The organism is Haloarcula sp. MBLA0163 (assembly GCF_055632435.1).
Genome location: NZ_CM145745.1, coordinates 2,839,835 through 2,859,200 on the forward strand (window position 1 = coordinate 2,839,835; position 19,366 = coordinate 2,859,200).

The window sequence follows — 19,366 nt, forward strand, 5'->3', positions numbered from 1 at the left end:
GTGACGATGGCCGGTGGTGTGCATGCAGTCGTCGCCGACGACTCCCACTTCATGCGAAGTGTCATCTCCGACATCCTCTCCGAGGGAGGAATCGACGTCGTCGCACAGGCCCGGAACGGACGGGAAGCCGTCGAGGCGGTCGTCGAACACGAGCCCGACGTGGTGACGATGGACGTCGAGATGCCCGAGATGGACGGCATCGAGGCCACAGAGCGCATCATGGCCGAGCGACCGACGCCGGTCCTGATGCTGTCGGCCCACACCGACGAGAACGCCGACGTCACCTTCGAGGCCCTCGACAAGGGTGCGGTCGACTTCTTCACCAAGCCGGGCGGCGAGGTGTCGATGGAGATGTCGCGGCTGAAAGACCAGCTCGTCGACATCGTCTCCTCCGTCGCCGAGGTGGACGTCGGCGGTGGCGGGCAGTCGACGCCGCGGGCGACGGACCAACCGAGCGGCCGGTCCACCACCGGGGCGGCGACCTACGCCGCGAACCCGACGCTCGTCGTCGGGTCCTCGACCGGCGGTCCGAAGATGGTCGAGCAGGTGCTGTCGGCCCTGCCGCTGTCGGCGGACCTCCGGATTCTCGTCGTCCAGCACATGCCAGAGGGGTTCACGGGCCGGTTCGCGGAGCGCATCGACGCGCGGAGCGACTACGACGTGCGAGAGGCGACCGACGGCGCGCGGCTCGGCGGGGGCGAGGCGCTCGTCGCCGCCGGTGACCGACACATGGAGGTCAAGAACTACCGGAACGGGCGCCTCCGGGTGAAACTGACGCAGGGCGAGCCGGTCAACAGCGTCCGGCCGGCCGTCGACGTGACGATGGCGACGGCCGCCGACACCATCGAGGACCCGCTCGTCGGCGTCATCCTCACGGGGATGGGCGAGGACGGTGCCGACGGCATCCGGCGTATCAAGGCCGCCGGTGGCCGGACCATCGCACAGGACGAGGCCACGTCGGCCGTCTACGGGATGCCGAAGCGGGCGGTCGAGACCGGCTGTGTCGACGAGGTGCTCCCTATAGACGACATCGCGAACGGAATCCTGGACACGATTACGACAGAGGTGACCCAATAATGGACGACCAGTATCTCGACGCATTCATCCGCGAGAGCGAGGAAGCGATAACGGAACTCAACAACTCCCTGCTCGAACTGGAGTCGGACCCCTCCGACGAGGAGGCGATGGACGCTATCTTCCGCACCGCACACACGCTGAAGGGGAACTTCGGCGCGATGGGGTTCGACGACGCTGCCGACCTCGCGCACGCGATGGAGGACCTGCTCGACGCGATGCGGCAGGGCGAGATGGAGGTCACGTCGGACGTGATGGACCTCGTCTTCGCCGGCGTCGACCAGATAGAGGTCATCGTCAAGGAGATAGAGGCCGACGGTGAGTCACAGACCCGGACCGACGAGACGGTGGCCGAACTCCGGGCCGTCCTCGAGAACGGGGCCGAGGCCGCGGGCAGTGCGAGTGCGGCCGACGAGGCGGCCGACGAGAGCGACACCGACGGGACGGACACGCCGGTCGACGTGGACCTCGACGCGGCTGACGCCGACGGACAGGTCGTCCACGCCGCAGTGGGGGTCGGCGACTCCGACATGCTCGGCGTCGACGCGATGCTCGCGATGGAGGCCATCGAGGACGTCTTCGACATCCTCGCCTCCGACCCCGAGCGGCCGGCCATCGAGGACGGAGAGTTCGAGGCGACGTTCGACCTCTACCTCGACGCTCCGGACGCCGCCACCGTGGACGCGGAGCTGGGGACCGTCGGGAAGGTCGACTCCTTCACCGCGACGGACGTGACCGACGAGCTCGCCGGCGGCGGGACCGACCCGGCGCCCGCCGCGACCGAGGGCGACGGCGAGGAGCACAGCGTCGACGAGATAAAGTCGGTGCGAGTGGACGTCGACCAGCTGGACGACCTGCACGGCCTCGTCGAGCAACTGGTGACCAGCCGCATCAAACTCCGCCGGTCGGTCGAACAGGAGGACCTCGACTCGGCCGGCGAGACGCTGAACGAGCTGGACAAGATCACGGCGAACCTCCAGAACACGGTGATGGACATGCGGCTCATCCCGCTGAAGAAGGTCGTCGGGAAGTTCCCGCGACTGGTCCGCGACCTCGCCCGCGAACTCGACAAGGACATCGAGTTCGAGATAGAGGGCGAGGACATCGAACTCGACCGGACCATCCTCACCGAGATATCGGACCCGCTGATGCACATCCTCCGCAACGCCGTCGACCACGGCATCGAACCGCCCGCAGAGCGTGCGGCCGCGGGGAAACCGGAGACCGGCCACATCACGCTCCGGGCCTCGCGTGAGCGCGACCACGTCATCATCGAAGTGGTGGACGACGGCGCGGGACTGGACGTGACCGGTATCAAGCAGAAGGCCATCGAGAAGGGGGTCCGCTCGGCCGAGGAGATAGAGGCGATGGACGACTCCTCGATATACGACCTCGTCTTCCACCCCGGGTTCTCGACGGCCGACGAGGTGACCGACACCAGCGGTCGCGGGGTCGGGATGGACGTCGTCCACGACACCGTCACCCAACTGGACGGGTCGGTCAACGTCGAGTCGACCGAGGGCGAGGGGACCACCGTGGCGCTGCGCCTCCCCGTGACGATGGCCATCGTGAAGGTGCTGTTCGTGGAGGTGGGCGACGAGGAGTACGGCGTCCCCATCAAGAACGTCGACGAGATAACCGCGACGGACGCGGTCAAGCAGGTCAACGGCAAGGAGGTCATCAAGCACAACGACGACATCTACCCCGTCATCCACCTCGACGACACGTTCGACGTGCCCGGCGAGACGGCCAACGGCGACGGCATGCTGGTTCGCATCCGCGAGTCCGAGCGCCAGGTGGCGCTCCACTGTGACTCGGTCAACAGTCAGGAGGAGGTCGTCGTCAAGCCGCTGGAGGGCATCCTCTCCGGGACCCCCGGCCTCTCCGGGACGGCGGTGCTGGGCGACGGCAACATCGTCCACATCCTCGACGTGGTGACCCTATGAGTAACGGCAACGACCGCCAGTTCGACCGCCTGCTGGAGTTCATCGGGGCGGAGATGGACTTCGAGTCGGGGTTCTACAACGACGCCTACCTCGACCGGCGCATCACGGCGCGGATGCGGCGGACCGACTCGGACACCTACCGCGAGTACAAGCGCCTCCTCGAGCGCGACGACGGCGAGCGCGAACAGTTGCTCGACTCCCTGTCTATCAACGTCACCGGCTTCTTCCGGAACCCGGAGGCGTGGGAGCGGTTGCGACCGGTCCTGCGTGACCTGACCGCCGAGAACCGGCGCGTGCGACTCTGGTCGGCGCCGAGCGCCGACGGCCGCGAGCCGTACTCGGCGGCGATGCTGGCGCTCGACGACCCCGAGGTCGACGCCAGTCGGGTCGAGATCACGGGGACAGACATCAACGCCGACATCCTCCGGGCGGCGCGGCGGGCCACCTACGAGACCTCACAGACGACGGACATCGCCGAGGAGCTGGCGCCGCTGGACGACTACGCCGAGTACGTCGAGGAGGACGACGACACGTTCCGGGTCCGGGACGTCGTGACCGACATGGTCACGTTCGAGCAACACGACCTCATCCGCGGGAACCCGAAGCGGGACTTCGACCTCGTCTTCTGCCGGAACCTGCTCATCTACATCGACAGCGAGTACAAGGTCCCCATCTTCGAGACCATCCGCGGGTCGCTCCACGAGGGCGGCTACCTCATGATAGGGATGACCGAGACGCTCCCGACGGAGTGTCGGGACTCGTTCGACCCGGTCGACAAGCAACACCGCATCTACCGACGGGTATGAGCCTCTACGAACTCGAACGCGACGGCGAGGTGCAGGAGCTCATCCGGCTGCTCCGGGAGAGCGACAACGAGCGAGTCCGGGTCCGGGCGGCCGAGCTACTGGGCAACTTCCCGGAGCACGACGACCGCAGGGACGTGGTCAACGCGCTCGTGCAGGCCGCCCAGGCCGACAGCGACGCCATCACGGCGGCGGCCATCGACTCGCTGGACGAACTCGGCGGCGACGCCATCGAGCAACTCATCGGCGGGATGGCCGGCATCGACCTCGACGACGACGCGGCCGACTGGGTGCGGGCGAAGGCGTTCGTGCAGGCGCTCGACGCCGACGTGCCCGAGCTGCGGATGGCCGCGGCCAACGGCCTGGGCCGACTGGACCAGACCGACGCCGTCCCGAAACTCGCGGCGTGCTTCGAGGACCCCGACCCGCGCGTGCGGGCCCGGGCCGCCCGGTCGGCCGGGAAGATAGGCGACTCCCGGGCGACCGGTCCGCTCGAATCGCTGCTGACCGACCCGAAGGGGGCGGTGCGCCGGGAGGCCGCCGAGGCGCTGGGCAACGTCGGCAACCGGCAGGCGCTGCAGGCCCTGCTCCCGATGTACGAGGACGACACCGAGCAGGTCAGACGCATCGCCGTCGGCGCGTTCGGCAACTTCGAGAACGACCGCCCGGTCGACTACCTCGTGGAGGCGCTCTCCGACGAGTCACCCGGCGTCCGCCGGACCGCCGTCTACTCGCTCGTCGAACTGCTCTCGAACGTGCCGACCGAACAGAGCCACGACATCCGCGAGACGGTGGTCGAGCGGCTCTCGAACACCGACGACCGCAGCGTGGTCGTACCGCTGGTCGAGATCCTCGAGGAGAGCACGCAGGCCGCCCAGCGGCGCAACACCGCGTGGCTACTGGGTCGGGCGACCAGCGAGGCGGAGCGGGGGCGCGTCATCGACGCGCTGGTGAACGCCCTGCGCGACGACGACCAGATGCTCCGGCAGTTCGCCGCGACGAGCCTGGCGGAGCTCGGCGGCGAGGACAACATGGTCGAGCGACGCCTGCTGCGGGTCGTCCAGGACGACGGCGTCGACCCGCAGGTCCGCGGACAGGCCATCTTCACGCTGGGGAAGGTCGGGGGCGAGCGCTCCCGGAAGGTGCTCGACAAGCTCATCGACGAGACGGAGCACGACGTCGTCCGGAAGAAGGCCTTCTCAGCCATCTCGAAGCTGGGTGGGCGGCGATGACCGACCGCCGGCCGGCACAGCCGGGCAGGTTAAGACCGAGCGGGCCGAACCGCCGGTCGATAGCTGAGTAGCGATGGCCGACGGAGAACACGCGCTGGTCGACACGAAGGGGAAGTTCGTCCAGGTCGTCAAGGACGGGCGCAAGCGCAACGACATCGAGTGGCTCCCCGGCCGCATCCTCCTGTCGAACAAGCGGCTGGTGCTGGCGACCAACGACGGCAAACGGACCATCCCGCTGTCGAAGCTCACCAGCGTCTCCGCCAGCCAGATGAACCAGCCGCTGGCGCAGGTCGACGGCTACGTCAAGCTACGGGCCGGTCGCGACGTGACGCTCGTCTCCGCCCGGGCCGACGACGAGTTCCAGGAGGAGCTGTACCGGGCGCTACTGGACCAGATCGTCGTCCTCGTGAAACACCCCGCCGTCGAGGGCGGCGTCGTGCAGGACGCCGGGTGGGAGAAGGCCCGCCTGAAACTCGACGACGAGCACGAGGACACGCTCAACCTCGCCATCGCCAGCGGCACGTTCGTCGAACTGGACATCGACGACGTCGGCACCGTCGAGGTGAAGGAGAAGACCATCCGCGGATCCGAGCGGCCCCTGCTGGAGGTCGAACACACCATCGACGGCACCAGCGTCGAGACGCACATCTCCGGCGGGCGGCGCCACGTCTCGCTCATCGAGGGGCTGGTCCGGCAGGGCGAGCAGCGCAACGCCGCCGACGACGTCGACCTCGCGCCAGAGGAGACGCAGGTGCTCATGGCGCTGTACTCGGGCATCTCCCCGTTCAAGATCCCCGACTTCGTCGACATGGACGTCGACGAGGTCGAGGCGGTCTACGACCGCCTCGTGGAGGCCGACATCCTCGAGCCGGTCCGGACGCGCCGCGAAGTCGAGCTGGAGGCGCGCGGGCGGTCCATCGCCGGCGACGCCATCGCCGACCAGTAGTCAGACCGGCGGCGAACTGCCCAGCAACCGCGCGTAGTGGACGTGCTCGCTGACGACTCGGGAGAGAGGGAGCAGGAACTCCCCGGTCGTCGGGAACAGCGACAGCCCGGCCACGAGGAGGTACACCGTCGTCGCGCCGGCCGCGACGCCGAGGCCGAGCGCGCCGACTCGTCGGCCGTCCCCGGTCGCCGCCATCGCGACGGCCCAGAGCGCGACGCCGGCGGCGACGGTCAGGGCGGCGAGCGCGAACAGTTGGACGGCTTCGCCGAGCACAAGTCGCTCGACCGCGATGGCTGCGAGGTAGACGGGCGTCCCGACGAGGACGGTCCCGCCGTAGGCGAGCGTCAGCGTCCGGGCCTCCGTGGCGACGACCCGGCGGACCGGCGGGAGGCGGACGAGCCAGTAGACGCCGAGGGCGTACAGGGGGTGGAGGTACCGGACCGTGAACATGTGGTGGCGTGGGAGCGACTGGAGGTACAGCCCCAGCAGTCCCAGCGCGTAGACGAGGGTGAACGCGTCGACGACACGGGCCGGCGACCACTGGCGGGGAGAGGAGGCTCCCCAATCAGCACTGGCGAGCCCACGCCGGACGGCCAGCACCGGATACCCGGCCAGCGCCCCGAGCAGCGGCATCGACGCCAGCACGCTGAGGTTGATGGCGGCGTCCTGCGTCGACCGGAGGGTCGGGACGTACCCCGTTCGGACGAAGATGCGGACCAGCACGGTCGGCTGGAGGAGGACCGCGTACGAGTCGACGAACTGGCCGGCGATGCGGCTGACCGACGCGGGCAGTACGGAACCGTCGCCGGCTCCGGAGCCGGCATTTTTCGTACCAGCTCCGGTCCCACCACCGGAGGACCCACCACCGGAGGCCCCGCCACGCCCGCCGGAGAGCACGTCGCCGGTGTAGGAGTGCAGCAGGCGTGGCGGGTCGAGCGGGTTCCCCGAGATGGCCACGTTGGTGAGGAAGAACGGCAACAGCGAGACGAACAGCACGGCTCCGACGGCGAGCAGCGAGCGGTGGTCGTTCGACCGGGCCGTCGACAGGTCGACGACGGCGATGGCGACGAGGAGCACGAATCCGTGTGGGGCGTGAATCCACGTCGTCGCACCCACCCAGACGTACGTCAGCGCGCGGTATCGGGTCATCGTCCGCCGAGTGGTGGCCTCGCGACTCCGGTACAACGTGTACATCGCGCAGACGGCCAGCAGCGCGGTCACACTGTGGCGCTTGGGCAGCGTCGCCCAGAACCCGACCGGGGTCGCGGCGACGGTCGCGACACTGGCGGCAATGCCCAGGCGGCGGTCGTACAGGCGGCACACGAGGCGATACGCGGTAGCGGCGAGGAGGGCAGTCGCCAGCGCCGTCGTCAGTTGCAGCGCCACCAGCGGGAGCCACCACGTCGACAGCGGCGTCGTGAGCGCGAGCGAGGCGGCGAACAGGCCGCCGGCGAGGACGAGACCGACGACGCGTCCGCCCTCGGGACGGTCCAGCCACGCACCGAGCGCCGTGCACACGCCGGCGACGGCCAGCGACCAGAGACCGACGAGCAGGACGCGGACGTCGGCGACCACCGAGAGCGCCCGCAGGACGACGTACCACAGCGCCGAGACGATGACGATGCCGTAGTTCCGGCCGTAGACGCGGCCGTCCACCAGATAGGACCCCGGCGTCGCGCCCGAGGCGGGGCCGTAGACGGGGTCCGTGACGTGCAGGTGCCCGTCGACGACGGCCAGCAGGGTGTTCGCGAAGGTGTACTGGTCGTTCGAGAAGAAGCCGAGGCGCCACGTCAGGCCGACCCAGACGAGCGACGCCAGCGCCAGCGTCGCGCCGACCCGGTCGCCGAGGAGCGCACGCCAGAGTGCGGCTCGCAGTTCCGAGACCTCGACGGTCTCGCCCGCCAGCAGGCGGTCGGTGACGCTCACGACGCCACCTCCAGCGTGACGCGGCGCTGGAGGACGGCGCGGTCACGCTCACCGACGCGGACCCAGACGGCGACGATGGCCTCGTACTGTCGCTCGTCGACCCGGTCGGGACTGACGGTGACGGGGCTGGGGTGCAACCGAAGGCGGCCGTCGCGCCCGGCGAGGTCGTACCGACTGGTCGCGGTCAGCCACAGGCCGGGCACGTCGATGGTGTAGCGGAGCGACGGCGTGCCGGTGACGCCGGCGACGGAGACGACGGCTGGCGGCGCGTCGACGTGGTAGCGCTCGCTTCCGAACCGGCCGCGTTCGAGCGTGAGACCGTCGTCGGGCACCGACTCGACGGACACGGTCGCCCGGTCGGTGGCCGACCGGGTCGACTGGCCCACGACGCCGAGCGGTCCGACGGCGACGGCGGCGACCACGACGACCAGCGAGAACCCGACGAGGAGGCGCCGCTCCATGGATACCGGCGGTTGGCAACCGTGGTATATGACTGTGGTGGGGCGGTTATCAGATCGGAGAAAGGCAGCGAGTGGGTCCCGTCGGGGTCAGTCGCTGGCTTCGGCGCCACCGTCGGTCGCCGGGACGCGTCCGACGTCGGCGAGCCGGTCGAAGTCGAAGGCGGCGTTCGAGACACGACTGGCCACGAGCGTGAGCGCCGTCGAGACGAGGAAGGCGCCGGCGAAGGAGGTGAGGTACAGCGGGTCCGCCGCCGGGAGGAGGTCACCGACGACGGGAATCGCCGTCGTCACGCCGCGCAGGTCCGGGAAGTACGCCAGCCCGACCGCGAGGCCAGCGAGACTGCTGAGGAGGGCGCCGAGTCCGGTGAGGCTGCGGGAGTAGAGCCCGTACACCAGCGGGAAGGCGACAGCGGCGCCCAGCAGGTCGGCGAAGAAGAACAGCCGAAGGACGCTCCGGGCGCGCAGGCTGACGTAGATGGCGGCGACGGCGACGACGACGGTGAGCGCCCGCGCGCCCAGCCTGAGCGTGCGGTCGTCCGGGTCGGCGAGCAATCGCGGGAGGTCGGCCGTGACGAGACTCGCCAGCGCCGAGAACAGCGAGTCGACGGAACTGACCACGAGCAGGAGGGCGAGGAGGACGACGCCGAGCAGGAGCCACTCGCCGAAGGCGCTCTCGACGAGGACGAAGAACGCCACGTCGGCGTTGTACGCCGCGCTGGAGACGTCGGTGACGACGTCGGCGTGGCCGGCGGCGACGACGCCGAGCAGCGCCGCGACGAAGACGATGGCCCCGTTGAGGACGGTGGCGTTGCGGAAGCCGCGAGCCACCGTCTCGCCGTCCCGGGCGGCGTAGATGCGCTGCCACCACGTCTGGTTGACGAGTTCCGCGCCGAGGATGGCGAAGGCCAGACCGAGACCGAACTGGAGGCCCGGGAGGAAGCCGGGGTCGGCGAGCGTGGGGTCGGTCGCGACGACGCCGTCGTAGACGGCACCGGGCCCGCCGAGCGAGAACAGGACGCCGCCGGCGACGAGCGCGAGGAGTGGGAGCACGAGGACGGCCTGAACGGTGTCGGTGACGATAGTCGCCCGGAGGCCGCCGTAGCCCGTATACAGGAGGACGAACCCGCCGACGAGGACCGCGGTCTGCCACTGCGGGACGCCCGCCACGAGCGAGAGTGCCCCGGCGATGCCGGTGAGTTCCGCGGCGACGAAGACGAACATGTACAGCGCGCTGACGAGGACGACGAAGCCGTACATCGCCGATCCGTAGCGGGCGTGGGCGTACTCGGTGAGCGAGTGCCCCTCGGGGAGGAGTTCGCGGACGCGCGGGCCGAGTTTCGAGTAGACCAGCATCGGCACGGCCTCGCCGACGGCGTAGCCGACGACGGCGGCGATACCGAACCCGGCGCCGGCCTCGGGTGCGGCGAGCAGGATCCAGACACCCATCACCGAGGCGACGAGCGTCGCCGTGGTCCGCCCCTCGCCGACGGAGTCGCGGGCGGTGAGGAAGTCGTCGGCCGAGCGGTCCTGGCCACGGGTGTACCAGACGCCCAGCGCGGCGAAGACGGCGAGGGTGACGACGGTCAGCCCCAGCGCGACGGCGGTGGTCACCATCAGCGGTCGCCCCCGTCGGTCGCCGCGCCGGCGGCGTCGTACGCGGCGTCGAAGAACGCGACTTCCAGTTCGACCGTCCGGCAGAACAGGTCCGCGAGGCGGGCCTGCCGACGCTCGCTGGCGGCCGCGCCGGCGCGGTCCAGCTCCCCGCGGAGCCACTCGACGAACGACTCGAAGGCCGGGACGGCGTGGAGGTCGACCCACTCGGCGAGGTAGAACCGCTCGGGCCGGTCGGCGTCGCTGTCCGCGGTCGCCCACGCGAGGTACACCCACTCCGCGGGGACGAGGACGGCCAGCGTCTCGGCGTACCCGCCCTCGCGCGAGGCCCGCAGGAGGAGGTCCCGGAACGCCGCCGTCGTCTCGGTCAGCGTCGGGTCGCCGTAGGTCGACTCGGACACGCCGAGGGCGTCGAACGACCGTTCGAAGTAGTCGTTCTCGTCGTCGGTGAGCGTCCCGAGGAAGTCGACCAGTCGGGACTTGGCGGCCATCGACGGCGCGTCGCCGACCGAATGCCCGAACGCGCCGACGAGCGTCTCCAGAAAGGCGTAGTCCTGTACGAGGTACCGCCGGAAGACGGCGTCGTCGAGTTCGTCGGCGCGGAGTTCGCGGGTGAACCGGTGGTCGGTGGCGGCGTCCCACGACGGGCCCGCCTGCGCCCGGAGCCAGTCGGTGAACCGGGGGTTCTCGCGACCCTCGGCGTAGGCGGCGTAGGTGGCCGACACCGTCGATTGGTCCCCCGTCACACCGACCACTCCTCCTCGCGCCACGCGGCGTCCCAGAAGCGGTACTCGTAGCGGGCCGAGGTCTCGAACAGCTCGCGGTAGCGCTCGCGCTCGGCCGCGGTGGCCTCGGCGGCCACGTCGTCCATCAGGTCCTTACACCACTCGGCGAGGTCGGCGAACTCCTCGCCGGCGTACATCGCTATCCACGCCGCGTACTGCTCGTGGTCGGGGCGGCCCCGTTCGTCGAGTCGCACGGCCGTCTCGTGGAACCCCCACATACAGGGCAGGAGCGCGGCGACGAGGTCGCCGAACGTCCCGGTCGCGGCGACGCGCACGAGGAAGTCCGTGTACGCCCGCGTCGTCGGTGACGGCTCCGTCGCCTCGAGTTCGCCCTCGTCGATGCCGAACTCGGCGGCGTACTCCCGGTGGAGGTCCATCTCGGTGTTGATGGTCGCGTCCAGCAGTTCCGCGAACGTGCCCATCCGCCGGAGGTCCGGGGCGTTGGCGGCCCCCAGCGCGAACACTCGCGCGTACTCCACGAGGTAGACGTAGTCCTGGCGCACCCAGTAGCGGAAGGGGGCCTCGTCCAGGGTCCCCTCGCCGAGCCGTTCGACCATCGGATGGGCGACGACGGCGTCCCATATCGGGTCGCCGACGTCGGCCAGTTCGTCGGTGAAACTCATGGGCGTGCATCGGCGGCCCACGGTAATATAACTTGCTGGTAAAACTCAGTTATACACGACGGGTTTCCGATGTCGAACTGTTAAGCCGCGTGTCGTCCAATCGCGTGGTATGTCGCTCCGGCTACCGAGCGAGATCGTCGTCGAGGACGTGTTGCCGACGCTCCGGGTGTTGCTGGCCCGCGAACTCGCGGCCCACGGGCTCACCCAGCAGGAGATCGCAGCCCACCTCGGCGTGACGCAGGCGGCCGTCTCGACGTACGTCAGCGGCGACCCGGCGCTGGAGTCCCGCATCGCCGACCACCCGCGGACCGCGGCGACCGTCGAGCGGGTCGCCGACGGACTCGCGACCGACGAGATGGACCCCTACGACGCGCTCGCGGCCGTCCTGGAACTCGTCCGCGCGTTCGAGGACCGCGGCCCCATCTGTGAGCTCCACGAGGAGGCGATGCCGGGCCTCGAGGGACTGGGCTGTGACCTCTGTGTCCGGGGGGCGAACCCGGAACTCCGAACCGAGCGGGCGGTGCTAGACAGCGTCCGGGAGGCCAGCCGCGTCCTCGCGACCACGCCCGGCCTCGCCGGGTTCGTCCCGAACGTCGGCACGAACGTCGGGACGGCGCTCCCGGACGCCGAGCGGCGCTCGGACGTGGCCGCCGTGCCGGGCCGCATCTACGTGATGGACAGCAGCGTCGAGGTGCCCTCGAACCCGGAGTTCGGCGCCTCCGAACACGTCGCGACGACGATTCTCGCCGCGATGGCCGTCGACCCCGAGCGTCGGGGGGCGCTGAACCTCACGACCGACGACGCCCTCCTCGCGGCCGCCGAATCCCGCGGCCTCGACACGATGGCGTTCGACGCGGGCTACGAGGACCGCGGCGACCGTCTCCGCGAGCAGTTCGACGCGCGTGGCGCGGTCCCGGACGTCGCCTTCCACCGCGGCGCGTTCGGCATCGAACCCATCACGTACGTCCTCGCAGAGACCGGCGCGGACGCGGCGCGACTGGCCGCCGAGTTGGTCGAGGCGGCGACCGAGGGGTAACGGTTCGGAGTGCGAGAGCGGGCTGCGGTGTGGGAGGAGTGGCCGGGAGCGAGTGACGCCGCGAGTTCAGCCGTTTTCCCCAAGTTTTTGCAAGCGGGGGTGCCCGCAGCACCGACGGCGCGAGGACACCCCGCGCAGTAAAACGTGGGAGCCTAGGCGTTGACGTCCTCGAGGAACCGACTGGCCACGACCTGTCCCTTCGGCGTGAGCGTCGGGCCGTCGGACCCGTCCTGGATGAGGCCGTCGGCTTCGAGGTCCTGCAGGAGCATCGACACCTCGGCCGAGTCCTTCCCGAGGATGCTCGCCAGCGGCATCCCCTCCATGTCGCCGGTCGAGTACATGGCGACCAGCACCTCCTTCTTGTCCTTCGTGAGGTCGACGTCCTGGAGTTCCTCCATCAGACCGGAGTACTCCCGGCGGAGGTACCGCCCGAGGATAGCCATCTTCCGGTTGGAGGCCAGCGCCGCCAGCGTCGTCACCGCGGTGCCGTTCTGCATGTGCCGGACGACCAGCACCGGCCGGGTCCCCCCGGCTATCTCCCTGGTCGTCCGCTCGAAGTCCGAGACCGTCTCGAGGGCGACGGCGAAGGTGTCGTCGCCGCGGCGGAACTCGACGGTGCCCGGGGTCAGGTAGAGGCGGGCCGACCGGAACTCGTCGTCGGTGACCCGGCCGCCGACCCGGGCGCGCTCCGTGACCGTCGTCTCGGTGCCGTTGATGATGGCCTTGAACAGGAGCGTGCCGAACTTCTCTATCTTCTCGTCGTCGGCCTCGATGGCGGCGACGAGCCGCCGGCCGTTCTTCTCGAAGGCGATGGTCACCGTCGACTGGAAGAAGTCGCCGAGGTCGGGCGGGACCTGTCCGATGGCGATGTCGAAGATGGAGTCCAGCGGAATCGTCAGTTTGTCGTCCTCGCTGGCGGCCAACACGAGGCGCTTCTGCGAGAGGACGACGCGCCCCTTGATGGGGTCACCGCGGCTGGCCACCTCGGAGTTGAACTGGCCGACGAAGTCCGCGATGACTGATTCCGACATGTCGCTCGTGGTACCGGTTACAGCCGCCGGTCTATTGAGCGTTTCGCGCCAGTATCAGTCGGGAAAACCGGCGCCGACGTCGTCATCCGTCCAGGTCCCGCGCGATGTCGGACAGCGACGAGTCGGGGGCGTCCGTCGCGGTGTAGACGACGCGGGTGCCCGGCGTCCGGAGACCGTACTGGTGGCCGGCAGTGACGACGTCGAGGTGGGCCGACCCGCCCAGCGAGACGGTGCCGTCGCGGACCCACTCGGCGAGGCGGTTCTCGCCCTCGTGGTCGCGTGCGACGCGTCGGTTGTCGGCGACGTGGGTCACGACGACGTCGCCCTCGATGCTGGTCTCGACGGCCGCGTAGTAGTCGTCGCCGTCCAGCGCCATCCCGACGACGTCGCCGTCCTGCAGGTCGACGGCGTCAGGCAGGACGACGCGTGGTCGGTTGGTGCGGCCGATGGCCTCGACCGCGACGCGGTGTGTCTCGACGGCGTCGTGGTCGCTCGGAACGCGCTCGCTCACTCGTCGTCGGCGCCGAGCAGGTCGTCGACCGACTCGCTGCCGCGGCCGACGATTTTGGCGTTGATCTGGCGGGTCTCGTCGCTGACCTCGCGACCGCGGATGGTGATGCGCTTTCGCTCTCCGTCGGTGGTCGGTTCGAAGCCCACGCCGCCGTCGGACATGATGGACTTCGTCTGGGACCCGCGGACGTCGGACCGCATCGGTCGGCCGGCGGTGTCGGAGCCACCGGTGAGTTCGAGCGTGTAACCGTCGAGGCCGACGGCACCGGCGTCGACCTCGTCGCCGAGTTCGCGGCCGATGAATCGGTTCGCGTCCTGTCCGTCGACGTCGATCTGGTACGTGTGGCCGCTCTCCGGGTCGGAGACAGCGACAGTGAATTCAGCCATACCTGTTGTGTATCTATGGCGCTTCAAAAGCGCATCGAAGCGTCGGTGCCAGCCCTCGTGACCGCCCACCACGGTCCGTCGAGGCCGGTCGCCGGCGTCGAAACGCTAACTGGTAAGGTACGACGGCCTCGGCCGGACGTTGTGTGGATACGGGTATGGACGAGACAGCGACGACGGACGAGCGGGTCGGCAGCGACGAATCGGTACGGGACCTGGGCGACGCGATGGGGACCCTGGGCGAGTCGATGGGCGGTTTGAGCGACGAACTGACGGCGCTGAACGAGGCCGTGGTGGCCCTGCAGGCGACCACCCGACGGGCGAGCGACCACCAGCGAGCGGTCTCGACGTCGCTGTCGCGGGCGGCCGAGACGCTGTCGGGCGACGCCTCGGAACCGCCGGCACGGGCCGGCGGCGACGGGTCGGCGACCGCCGGGGCCGCGGTCCCCGCCGACGACTGACTCACTCGTCGGCGGCGACGATAGTGCTGATGCGGGCGTTCTCCTTGAGTTCGAGTCCGGCGCCGCCGACAGACAGCGGGACCCTGGGCAGCTCGTCGACGTGCAGCGTCGGGTGGGTCGCGCCGCGTTCGAGGAGTTCGGTCCGTGGCTGGACGGTCACCGTCGCCGCGCCGGTCAGCGACTCGTTGAACGCGACGAGGTACTGGCCCTCGCGGAGCGTCCACCACTCGTAGTCGTCGTCCGGGTCGCGCTTCGCGCTGGCGTGGGGCGTCGTCGTCGCCGGTTCGAGTTCGCCGCCGCCGAAGTCGATGCGACCGGGTTCGACCACCTCGGACACCGCGGCGACGGTGAGGTCGAACCCGGGGCTGTCCGTCTGGGTCGGTTCGTGGACGACGTCCGTGACGTACTCGCCGAGGTCGGTCATACGAGGACGTGTCGGCCCGGCGGCGCAAAACTGTGGGGGCGGTCGGCGCCGACCGCTCACGTGATGTCGATGCGTCGCCCCCCGCGCTCTCGGTCGTCGACCGGAAGCGTGACTTCCAGCACGCCGTCCTCTATGGTCGCCGTGATGTCGGCTTCTCGAATCGGGCGCGGGAGCCCGATGGAGCGGTGGAAGACCCGCGAGCGCTCGCCCGGGTCGTGCCGTTCGGCCTCGACGTGGAGCCGCCGGTCGTGCCACCGCAGGTCGACGTCCTCGCGGTCGAACCCCGACAGTTCGACGAGGACGACGAACGCGTCGTCCTCGCGGTACAGTTCGACGCCCTTCGCCGGGTGGTGGGTCGCCATAGCTGTTGGTTCGCTGACCGGAACGAAAAAGCTAGAGGTCGGTGTCCGCGGCCGGGCGGGACCTCGCCCGCGAGAACGCCGTGCTTTTGCGTTCCGAACGACTCGGAGCCAGTATGAGCAAGCACACGGAGTTTCTGGCGGGCGAGCGGCCCGACGACGTCCTCTTCTTCCTCCACGAGGACGCCGTCTCGAACCCCGGCGCGCTGGCGGAGTACGCCGACGCCGTCGAGGACGGCCACGTCCTCGTCCTCCCCGGCGACGACGGACGCAGTGCCTTCCAGTCCGCCACCGGTATCGACCCGATGGGACTCGCACAGGCGGCGATGGGGACCGAGGGCCACGTCGCTGACGACCTGACCGGCGCGGTCTGTCCCGTCGAGGAGGAGGAACCGGAAGAGAACCACACGACGCGGTTCGTCTTCGCCTTCGCCGAGGCCCAGAACGAGGAGGTGGGCGGCCTCTACGCCGAAGGCGACGTGATTCACGCCTACGCCGTCTGTGCCTGCGGCGAGCGCTACAGCGACAAGTGGGTCGTCGAAGCGTAGACCGCCCGACTACCGCTCGGTATCGACGTCTTCCGCTTCCTCTTCGGGTAGGCGCTTGAACGCGTCCACGATGGCCTGTTTCGCCACCGCGCCGTGGGCCGTCCGAGTCCACCTTTTTCTTCGTCGGGTGGTCTCGCTCCGCTCGCGTACCAACTACCGCTCGGTGTCGACGCCTTCCTCTTTCTCTTCGGGCAGTCGCTTGAACGCGTCCACGATGGCCTGTTTCGCCACCGCACCGTGGGTCGTCCAGTGGTGGGCGTAGTCCATCATGTCGTCGTAGATGTCGGGTTTACAGCCGGCGGCCTTCGGGTGGCCGCCGCCGTTGACCTGCCGGGCGACCTCGTGGGCGCGCTCGAAGTTCTCGGTGCCGCGGATGGAGGCCGAGCCGGCAGGCTTGACGACGACGGCGGCGTCGGCGCCCTGTTCGCGCAGGGCCTCGGCGACCTCGTTCTGCGAGCAGCGGCCGTAGGTGACGCCGACGGTCCACTCGCCGACGTCGCGCAGCTCCGCGCGGTCGACGGCCTTCTCGATGAGCGCCTCCTTCTCGACGCGCTTCTCCGCGAGGAACTCGTGGACCTCCGGCGAGAGGTCGGGACCGTGTTCGGCGACGGCCTCGATGTACTCCTCGGGCTCGGCCCAGTACGAGAAGTCCGCGAGGTCGTCGCTGCGCTCGTCGTCGCGGATCCAGAGGTCGTGGTCCCGCGTGACCGCCGCGAGGTCCGTCCACCGCTCGTCGAAGTCGTAGTCCAGCTGTTCGAGCGCGACGTCGGCGGTGCACACCTCGTCGCTCTCCCCGACGGTCCGCTCGACGCCGGCCTCGTCGACTAGGTCACCGAGGTCGTCGTCCCACTGGTGGTGGTCGAACCACGCGACGCGTTCGACGCGGGCGACGAGGTCAGAGAGCGCGCCGAGGTCGGACTCGCTGTCGGGACAGAGGTCACAGACGTAGACGGTCGCCTCGGGGTCGGCGTACTCGGCGGTCCACGCGAGCGCCTCCTGCAGTTCGTGCGGGCCGGCCGGGAGCAGGGCGCCCTCGCCGTGGGCTTCGCGAATCAGGGCGGTGCAGGCCAGTCCGTCGGCGTCGGGGTCGGCGATGACCACCACGCCGGCGCCGTCGAGCGTCTCGGCGGCCTCGGCCTCGGCCTGTTCCTCCTCGTAGGAGTCGGGGATGAAGAAGCCCTCGCCGGGGAGGACGGACTTACGCTCGATAGAGAGGCGGTCGTCGTCGATGAGCCAATCGTCCATGCCCGTACGTGCCGGCCGGCGGCAATGAACCCGGCGGTCCGCCTCAGACCTGTTCGCGCTCGGGGTTGGCCTCGCCCTCCAGCTGGCGCACCGAGAGCACCGGCATCGGTGCCTGTCGGACGATCTCCTCGGCGACGCTCCCGAGCAGGAAGCCGTGTTCGCCGTGTCGCCCCCGCGTGCCGGTGGCGACGACGTCGGCGTCGTGGTCGACGGCGTACTGGCAGATCTCGTCGGCGGGGTCGCCCTGCCGGACCGCGGTGACGACGTCGTCGCCGCCGGCCTCGGCGGCGGCGGTCTCCCGGACGAACGAGAGGGCGCGCCCGCCGGTCGTCGCCAGCGCGCGTTCCAGTTCCTCCCGTACCTCCTCGGGGGTCGACTCGACTTCGCCGGAGTCGACGACGTACAGCGCGTGGACGGTCGCGTCGAAGTGCGCGGCGAGGTCGAGGGCGGCTTCGACGGCCCGTTCCGCGCTGCCGGACCCGTCTGTCGCGATGACCACCGTGTCGAACATGTCTCGGCCTACCGGGGGGACGACCAAAAAGCCGCCCCATCGGCCCAGAGCGCCCGGGATGGGGTGGCTTTTTGTCCGGCCCGGTCGGAGGGGCAGGTGATGGACATCGACCTCGTGCTCGTCCCGGTCGACGGCAGCGACCGGTCCGAGCGGGCGGCCGAGTACGCTATCGCCATCGCCGAGCGATACGACGCCGACCTCCACCTGCTGTTCGTGCTCGACGAGCGCCTCCGTCGCGACATCGACGACGGGCACGTCGACGCCGAGGCGGTCGCGGAGGAACACCGGGCGTTCACCGGTCGCGTGCGCGAGCGGTTCCGGGACGCCGGCCACGACGGCGCCCTCGACACCTCGACCGCGACGGCGTTCTCACAGCACCGGCTGATGCAGACGCCGGGGAGCGTCGTGCTGGACGTGGCCGAGGACGCCGACGCCGACTTCATCGTCGTCCCGCGGGAGGGCGACGGCGAGGAGCCGGTGGGCCGCGCGGCGCTGTACGTCCTCGAGTACGCGAGCCAGCCCGTGCTGTCGGTCTAGAGCCGTATCGCCATCTCTATCTCGAAGCTCTCGGCGTTGCTCGTCTCGAACCCGACCTTCCGGTAGAGGTTGGCGGCGGCGTCGTTCCACCGCTCGACCGTGAGCCACACCTTCTCGATGCCGGCGCGCTGCCCCTGCCCCAGGAGCGTCTCGACGAGAGCAGTGCCGATGCCGGCCCCCTGGAACGACTGGAGGACGAAGATGGCGAGTTCGTGTTCGCCGTGTCGGTCCGGGACGAGCGTCGCGTGGCCGACCACGTCGCCGTCGTGGCGGGCGACGACGTTGACACAGTCGCCGTCCAGAATCGTGTCCAGCCAGTCGCGGATGCCCGCCTCTCTGGCCGGCGGGATGCCCTGTGCCCGGTCGGCCGGGTCGAAGTCGACGTACATCGCGACGACGGCCTCGCGGTCGGCCTCGTCGGCGGGGACGAGCTCGACGGCGCGCCCCTCCTTGTCGGTGACCGTCCGGGGCGGCGCGGGGAACTCACCGGCCGGTTCGTCGGGGTAGGTCCGGCTCATCTGACGAGCGTGACCGGCGTCTGGGCGTTCAACAGGACGAACTCGACGACGGAGCCGAGTTGGATCTTCCCGAGCGTGGAGCGCTCGCCGCCGCCCAGCACGATGCGGTCGAAGCCCTCGCTCTCGGCGATGTCGACCAGTTGACTCCCGGGCGAGTCGCCGCCGATGTACCGTATCGACGCCTCGAAGCCGGTCTCCGAGAGCGTCGCCTCGACGCGTTCTCTGACCTCCTCCGCGTCCGTGTCCGCCTCCTCGTTGTCGAAGATGGCGATCGTGAGGTCGTCGTCGGTCTCCTGTGCGCGGTCGATGGTCTCCTCGAGTGCGTGGTAGGACAACTGGCTGCCCCCGACGCCGAGCAGGATGTGCATACGAGTGGGTTCGGTCGGCATCGCTCA

23 protein-coding genes are annotated in these 19,366 nt (G+C 69.9%); 9 read left to right on the top strand and 14 right to left on the bottom strand.

Annotated features, from left to right (window positions below):
• Positions 1 to 6: 6 nt before the first annotated feature.
• The 5 genes from ACV7GQ_RS15145 to ACV7GQ_RS15165 all read left to right on the top strand — a co-directional run bounded on the left by ACV7GQ_RS15145 (position 7) and on the right by ACV7GQ_RS15165 (position 6,001).
• Positions 7 to 1,077: a protein-glutamate methylesterase/protein-glutamine glutaminase gene (locus ACV7GQ_RS15145; RefSeq protein ID WP_470311047.1), complete on the top strand. Its 1,071-nt coding sequence runs from the start codon at positions 7 to 9 to the stop codon at positions 1,075 to 1,077.
• Positions 1,077 to 3,020: a chemotaxis protein CheA gene (gene cheA / locus ACV7GQ_RS15150; RefSeq protein ID WP_470311048.1), complete on the top strand. Its 1,944-nt coding sequence runs from the start codon at positions 1,077 to 1,079 to the stop codon at positions 3,018 to 3,020. Before ACV7GQ_RS15145 ends, cheA begins: the two co-directional genes overlap by 1 nt.
• On the top strand, positions 3,017 to 3,826 hold the full coding sequence (locus ACV7GQ_RS15155) for a CheR family methyltransferase (protein ID WP_470311049.1): 810 nt from the start codon (positions 3,017 to 3,019) through the stop codon (positions 3,824 to 3,826). The genes cheA and ACV7GQ_RS15155 overlap by 4 nt, the downstream gene beginning before the upstream one ends.
• Positions 3,823 to 5,055 (top strand): HEAT repeat domain-containing protein, encoded by a 1,233-nt coding sequence (locus ACV7GQ_RS15160; protein WP_470311050.1) that lies wholly within the window; start codon positions 3,823 to 3,825, stop codon positions 5,053 to 5,055. The genes ACV7GQ_RS15155 and ACV7GQ_RS15160 overlap by 4 nt, the downstream gene beginning before the upstream one ends.
• Positions 5,056 to 5,128: 73 nt before the next feature.
• Positions 5,129 to 6,001 carry a CheF family chemotaxis protein gene (locus tag ACV7GQ_RS15165; RefSeq protein ID WP_470311051.1) on the top strand — a complete coding sequence of 291 codons (873 nt, stop codon included), beginning with the start codon at positions 5,129 to 5,131 and terminating at the stop codon, positions 5,999 to 6,001.
• Here ACV7GQ_RS15165 and ACV7GQ_RS15170 read toward each other — a convergent pair whose 3' ends face one another.
• From ACV7GQ_RS15170 to tenA, 5 genes are all read right to left on the bottom strand, one after another.
• Positions 6,002 to 7,927, bottom strand: coding sequence for a hypothetical protein (locus ACV7GQ_RS15170; protein ID WP_470311052.1), 1,926 nt, complete (start codon positions 7,925 to 7,927; stop codon positions 6,002 to 6,004). It lies immediately after the preceding gene.
• Positions 7,924 to 8,388, bottom strand: coding sequence for a hypothetical protein (locus ACV7GQ_RS15175; protein WP_470311053.1), 465 nt, complete (start codon positions 8,386 to 8,388; stop codon positions 7,924 to 7,926). The genes ACV7GQ_RS15170 and ACV7GQ_RS15175 overlap by 4 nt, the downstream gene beginning before the upstream one ends.
• A gap of 87 nt (positions 8,389 to 8,475) precedes the next feature.
• Complete coding sequence (locus tag ACV7GQ_RS15180) at positions 8,476 to 10,002, bottom strand: sodium:solute symporter family transporter (RefSeq protein WP_470311054.1); 1,527 nt, start codon at positions 10,000 to 10,002, stop codon at positions 8,476 to 8,478.
• Positions 10,002 to 10,745 (bottom strand): TenA family protein, encoded by a 744-nt coding sequence (locus ACV7GQ_RS15185; RefSeq protein WP_470311055.1) that lies wholly within the window; start codon positions 10,743 to 10,745, stop codon positions 10,002 to 10,004. Before ACV7GQ_RS15185 ends, ACV7GQ_RS15180 begins: the two co-directional genes overlap by 1 nt.
• Positions 10,742 to 11,407: a thiaminase II gene (gene tenA / locus ACV7GQ_RS15190; RefSeq protein ID WP_470311056.1), complete on the bottom strand. Its 666-nt coding sequence runs from the start codon at positions 11,405 to 11,407 to the stop codon at positions 10,742 to 10,744. The genes ACV7GQ_RS15185 and tenA overlap by 4 nt, the downstream gene beginning before the upstream one ends.
• 109 nt (positions 11,408 to 11,516) lie before the next feature.
• On the opposite strand from tenA, the gene ACV7GQ_RS15195 reads away from it, so the two are divergent.
• Complete coding sequence (locus ACV7GQ_RS15195) at positions 11,517 to 12,443, top strand: thiamine-phosphate synthase family protein (protein ID WP_470311057.1); 927 nt, start codon at positions 11,517 to 11,519, stop codon at positions 12,441 to 12,443.
• 152 nt (positions 12,444 to 12,595) lie between these two features.
• On the opposite strand, the gene ACV7GQ_RS15200 is transcribed toward ACV7GQ_RS15195, so the two are convergent.
• The 3 genes from ACV7GQ_RS15200 to ACV7GQ_RS15210 form a co-directional block, all read right to left on the bottom strand.
• On the bottom strand, positions 12,596 to 13,474 hold the full coding sequence (locus tag ACV7GQ_RS15200; protein WP_470311058.1) for a CheF family chemotaxis protein: 879 nt from the start codon (positions 13,472 to 13,474) through the stop codon (positions 12,596 to 12,598).
• A gap of 82 nt (positions 13,475 to 13,556) precedes the next feature.
• Positions 13,557 to 13,985 (bottom strand): DUF7112 family protein, encoded by a 429-nt coding sequence (locus tag ACV7GQ_RS15205; RefSeq protein WP_470311059.1) that lies wholly within the window; start codon positions 13,983 to 13,985, stop codon positions 13,557 to 13,559.
• Entirely contained in the window at positions 13,982 to 14,371 is a 390-nt protein-coding gene (locus ACV7GQ_RS15210; RefSeq protein ID WP_470311060.1) for a 30S ribosomal protein S6e, read from the bottom strand. The genes ACV7GQ_RS15205 and ACV7GQ_RS15210 overlap by 4 nt, the downstream gene beginning before the upstream one ends.
• A 155-nt stretch (positions 14,372 to 14,526) precedes the next feature.
• Between ACV7GQ_RS15210 and ACV7GQ_RS15215 the strand changes: the two genes are divergently transcribed.
• Complete coding sequence (locus ACV7GQ_RS15215) at positions 14,527 to 14,829, top strand: hypothetical protein (protein WP_470311061.1); 303 nt, start codon at positions 14,527 to 14,529, stop codon at positions 14,827 to 14,829.
• Between the two features lies 1 nt (position 14,830).
• Here the strand turns inward: ACV7GQ_RS15215 and ACV7GQ_RS15220 are convergent, their stop codons facing one another.
• Entirely contained in the window at positions 14,831 to 15,253 is a 423-nt protein-coding gene (locus tag ACV7GQ_RS15220; RefSeq protein ID WP_470311062.1) for a dCTP deaminase/dUTPase family protein, read from the bottom strand.
• Between the two features lie 56 nt (positions 15,254 to 15,309).
• Positions 15,310 to 15,615, bottom strand: coding sequence for an Hsp20/alpha crystallin family protein (locus ACV7GQ_RS15225; protein ID WP_470311063.1), 306 nt, complete (start codon positions 15,613 to 15,615; stop codon positions 15,310 to 15,312).
• A 113-nt stretch (positions 15,616 to 15,728) separates the two neighbouring features.
• On the opposite strand from ACV7GQ_RS15225, the gene ACV7GQ_RS15230 reads away from it, so the two are divergent.
• Positions 15,729 to 16,160, top strand: a complete 432-nt coding sequence (locus ACV7GQ_RS15230; RefSeq protein WP_470311064.1) for a DUF5807 family protein — start codon at positions 15,729 to 15,731, stop codon at positions 16,158 to 16,160.
• Positions 16,161 to 16,313: 153 nt separating this feature from the next.
• Here the strand turns inward: ACV7GQ_RS15230 and ACV7GQ_RS15235 are convergent, their stop codons facing one another.
• Both ACV7GQ_RS15235 and ACV7GQ_RS15240 read right to left on the bottom strand, forming a co-directional pair.
• Positions 16,314 to 17,405, bottom strand: a complete 1,092-nt coding sequence (locus ACV7GQ_RS15235; RefSeq protein ID WP_470311065.1) for a DHH family phosphoesterase — start codon at positions 17,403 to 17,405, stop codon at positions 16,314 to 16,316.
• 43 nt (positions 17,406 to 17,448) lie between these two features.
• Positions 17,449 to 17,916 (bottom strand): universal stress protein, encoded by a 468-nt coding sequence (locus tag ACV7GQ_RS15240; protein ID WP_470311066.1) that lies wholly within the window; start codon positions 17,914 to 17,916, stop codon positions 17,449 to 17,451.
• 99 nt (positions 17,917 to 18,015) lie between these two features.
• On the opposite strand from ACV7GQ_RS15240, the gene ACV7GQ_RS15245 reads away from it, so the two are divergent.
• A complete protein-coding gene (locus ACV7GQ_RS15245; protein WP_470311067.1) occupies positions 18,016 to 18,453 on the top strand; it encodes a universal stress protein in 438 nt (145 codons plus the stop codon).
• Here ACV7GQ_RS15245 and ACV7GQ_RS15250 read toward each other — a convergent pair.
• Both ACV7GQ_RS15250 and ACV7GQ_RS15255 read right to left on the bottom strand, forming a co-directional pair.
• On the bottom strand, positions 18,450 to 18,971 hold the full coding sequence (locus ACV7GQ_RS15250) for a GNAT family N-acetyltransferase (RefSeq protein ID WP_470311068.1): 522 nt from the start codon (positions 18,969 to 18,971) through the stop codon (positions 18,450 to 18,452). The genes ACV7GQ_RS15245 and ACV7GQ_RS15250 overlap by 4 nt on opposite strands.
• Positions 18,968 to 19,339 (bottom strand): universal stress protein, encoded by a 372-nt coding sequence (locus ACV7GQ_RS15255; protein ID WP_470311069.1) that lies wholly within the window; start codon positions 19,337 to 19,339, stop codon positions 18,968 to 18,970. The genes ACV7GQ_RS15250 and ACV7GQ_RS15255 overlap by 4 nt, the downstream gene beginning before the upstream one ends.
• Between the last annotated feature and the right edge of the window lie 27 nt (positions 19,340 to 19,366).